Genomic DNA, 2,991 nt, shown 5'->3' on the forward strand with positions numbered 1-2,991 from the left:
CGATGCTCGTGGAGCGCCGGCCCGACGTCGCCGATGCGGTGGCGGCGGTGCGCACGGGTCTGGCGGCCGTTCCCACCCGTGTCGTCGCGGCGACGCTGCCCGCCCTGTCGCCGCGCGAGGAGCGCCTCGCCCTGCGGCTGCGCGGATCGTCGAGCCTGCCGCAGATCGCCGCCGACCTCCAGGTGTCGCTGAACACCGTCAAATCGCAGCTGCGCTCGATCTACGCGAAGCTGGAGGTCTCGGGCCGCGAGGATGCCGTCGCCGTCCTCGAATCGCAGGGCTTCTACGTCTGAGGGCCGGTCGCGGCCGCTCAGGCCCCGTGCCGCGGGCGCGCAGTGGCGCGCGGTGAACGCTCGCCCGGCGGCAGGGGGATCGGGGTGGTCCCGGCGATCTCGTCGCTGAAGTCCTCGGGTTCGGGCGCGATGGTCATGATGGGGCGCGTCTCGTCGACGGTCAGGCGGAACCGCTTCGTCTCGTGACGGTGCACCCGGCCCGACGCCAGCGTCCACGCGATGCCGATGCCGCACGCGATCAGCGCCACGACGGCCGCGAGGGCGATCGCGACACGGGGGCCGAACTGGGCCGCGACGGCGCCGACGATGGGGGCGCCGACCGGGGTGCCGCCCAGCAGGATCGCCATGTACAGCGCCAGCACACGCCCGCGCAGCGCGGGGTCGGTCGTGGTCTGCACGTACCCGTTCGCCGTGGTGAGCGTCGTCACGACGCTGAAGCCGGTCAGCACGAGGGTCGCGGCGTACGCGGCGTAGCTGGGGGCGAAGACCGACAGGGTGGATGCCACGGCGAAGCCGCCCGCGCCCAGGACGACCACGCGCATCCGGGCGCGCTCGCGCCGAGCGGCCAGCAGCGCACCGGCGAGCGAACCGATCGCGACGAACGAGCTCAGCAGGCCGAAGCCGTCCGCGCCGCGTCCGAACTCGAGGGCCATCGTCGAGGCGAAGATGGGGAAGTTCATGCCGAACGCGCCGAGCAGGAACACCATCACGAACGTCACGACCAGGTCGGGGCGCCGGGCGACGTAGCGGAACCCGTCGGCCAGGCGGGCGGGCCCGCCGCGCTTGTGGTGCACGACCAGCTCGTGGGGGCGCATGAGCAGCAGGGCGGCGATCATCGCCAAGAAGGTGAACGCGTTGACGAGGAACACCCAACCCGTGCCGACGGCCACGATCATCACTCCCGCGACGGCGGGGCCGATCAGGCGGGCGGTGTTGAAGGACGCCGCGTTCAGGGCGACGGCGTTCGAGGCGTTCTCCTGCGCGACGAGGTCGGAGACGAACGCCTGCCGTGCGGGGTTGTCGAACGCGGTGACCACACCGAGCGCCAGCGCGAAACCGAACATCAGGGGCAGCGTCATCGCGCCGGTCAGGAGCAGGATGCCGAGCGTCACCGCGAGCAGCAGCAGGGCCGACTGGGTGCACATGATGAGCCGGCGCCGGTCGAAGCGGTCGGCGACCCAGCCCGTGACGCCCACGAGCAGCAGCGGGGGCGCGAACTGCAGGGCCATGGTCACGCCCATGGCGGCGGCGTCGTTGTCGGTGAGCTGCGTCAGGACCACCCAGTTCTGAGCGGTGGCCTGCATCCAGGCGCCGACGTTCGAGACGAGCGCTCCGACGAACCAGACGCGGTAGTTGAAGATCGACAGCGACCGGAACATCGAGGTGCTCATCTGTCGGCCACCTTCCTCATGATCACGGCGGCACGGGCCAGGGTGTCGCGCTCGTCGGGAGTGAGCTCGGCGAGGGCCTCCTCCACGAAGGCGTCACGGCGACGGACGGTCTCGTCCACGATCGTGCGCCCGAAGTCGGTGAGGTCGATCGTCACGCGCCGACGATCGACCTCGTCGGGGATGCGGGTGACGTACCCGGCATCCTCGAGGAGTGACACCGTGCGGTTCATCGACGGGGCGGTGACGCGCTCGCGGTCGGCCAGCTGGCCGAGCGTGTGCGCGCCGTGCACCGTGAGGGCCGCGAGGACGGCGAACTGCCCGTCGCTCATGGTGTCGACGGCCCGCTGCGCGCGAAGGCGGCGGGCCAGGCGGAACGTGGCCATGCGCAGCTCGGAAGCTGCGGCGCTGAGGTCATGACCCTGGTCGGGAAGGGGGGATTCGTCGACGCGATCGTTCATGTTCCTGATCGTGAGCCTAGCTCATTAGCCTTGCTAACGGAATAGTGCGGTCGCCCCCATCGGCGCGGTCGACCGCCTCCCCTTATGCTCGGCCCACGCCCGAGTTCGTCGACGCCTACGGCATCCCCATCGTCTACGACGTCTACGACGCGGCCGCCCCGCGCGCGGTCGTGCAACTGCTGCACGGGGTCGGCGAGCACGCGGGGCGCTACGGCGCCCTGATCGACGCCCTCGTCGCCGACGGGTACACCGTCTACGCCGACGACCACCGCGGCCACGGTCGCACCGGTCTCGCGCAGTGGGGCGGCGATCATCGCAAGCTCGGCCGCCTCGGACCCGGCGGCCTCGGCGCCGCGCGGGACGCGGTGTGGACCCTCACGCAGCGCATCCACGACGAGCACCCCGACCTGCCGCTGGTGCTGCTCGGGCACTCGTGGGGGTCGTTCCTCGCGCAGATGCTGCTGGATCGGCATCCGGATGCCTATGACGCGGTTGTGCTGAGCGGTTCCGCTCTGCGCTGGCCCGGGGCGCTGAACGCCGGCGATCTCAACGCGCCGTGGAAGCACCTGGGCGGGTCGGGCATGCAGTGGTTGTCGAGCGACGAGCAGGTCGGTCGCGATTTCGTCGCCGATCCTCTGACCACGTCGACGCCCCTCGCACGCCTGTTCGGCCCCCTCGAGACGCTCAGGCTCCTGGGGCGACCTCGGCGCGACCTCGGCCGCGACGTGCCGATGCTGCTGATGGTGGGTCGCGATGACCCGGTGGGCGGCCCGCGCAGCGTGCACCGCCTCGCCGACGCATACCGGCGGCGCTCGGGCCTGACGGATGTGACGACCCTGGTGTACCCGG

Annotated in this window: 4 protein-coding genes; 2 read left to right on the plus strand and 2 right to left on the minus strand. The window is 71.6% G+C overall.

Features of this window, described 5'->3' with window-relative positions; translation table 11 throughout:
• The coding region (locus tag DBR36_RS04775) for a LuxR C-terminal-related transcriptional regulator (protein WP_146185231.1) at positions 1-293 on the plus strand (293 nt) is incomplete at its 5' end.
• Between the two features lie 17 nt (positions 294-310).
• Here DBR36_RS04775 and DBR36_RS04780 read toward each other — a convergent pair.
• Positions 311-1,684 (minus strand): MFS transporter, encoded by a 1,374-nt coding sequence (locus tag DBR36_RS04780; protein WP_108317801.1) that lies wholly within the window; start codon positions 1,682-1,684, stop codon positions 311-313.
• Entirely contained in the window at positions 1,681-2,142 is a 462-nt protein-coding gene (locus DBR36_RS04785; protein ID WP_108317802.1) for a MarR family winged helix-turn-helix transcriptional regulator, read from the minus strand. Before DBR36_RS04785 ends, DBR36_RS04780 begins: the two co-directional genes overlap by 4 nt.
• A gap of 44 nt (positions 2,143-2,186) precedes the next feature.
• On the opposite strand from DBR36_RS04785, the gene DBR36_RS04790 reads away from it, so the two are divergent.
• A partial coding sequence (locus DBR36_RS04790) for an alpha/beta fold hydrolase (RefSeq protein WP_108317803.1) occupies positions 2,187-2,991 on the plus strand: 805 nt, incomplete at its 3' end.

Source organism: Microbacterium sp. HMWF026, from assembly GCF_003061325.1.
Classification (GTDB): Bacteria; Actinomycetota; Actinomycetes; order Actinomycetales; family Microbacteriaceae; genus Microbacterium; species Microbacterium testaceum_E.

What these genes read in the sequence shown, in the direction of transcription:
- DBR36_RS04780 (WP_108317801.1), bottom strand. Translation starts at nt 1,684, where the DNA reads ATGAGCACCTCGATGTTCCGGTCGCTGTCGATCTTCAACTACCGCGTC.
- DBR36_RS04785 (WP_108317802.1), bottom strand. Translation starts at nt 2,142, where the DNA reads ATGAACGATCGCGTCGACGAATCCCCCCTTCCCGACCAGGGTCATGAC.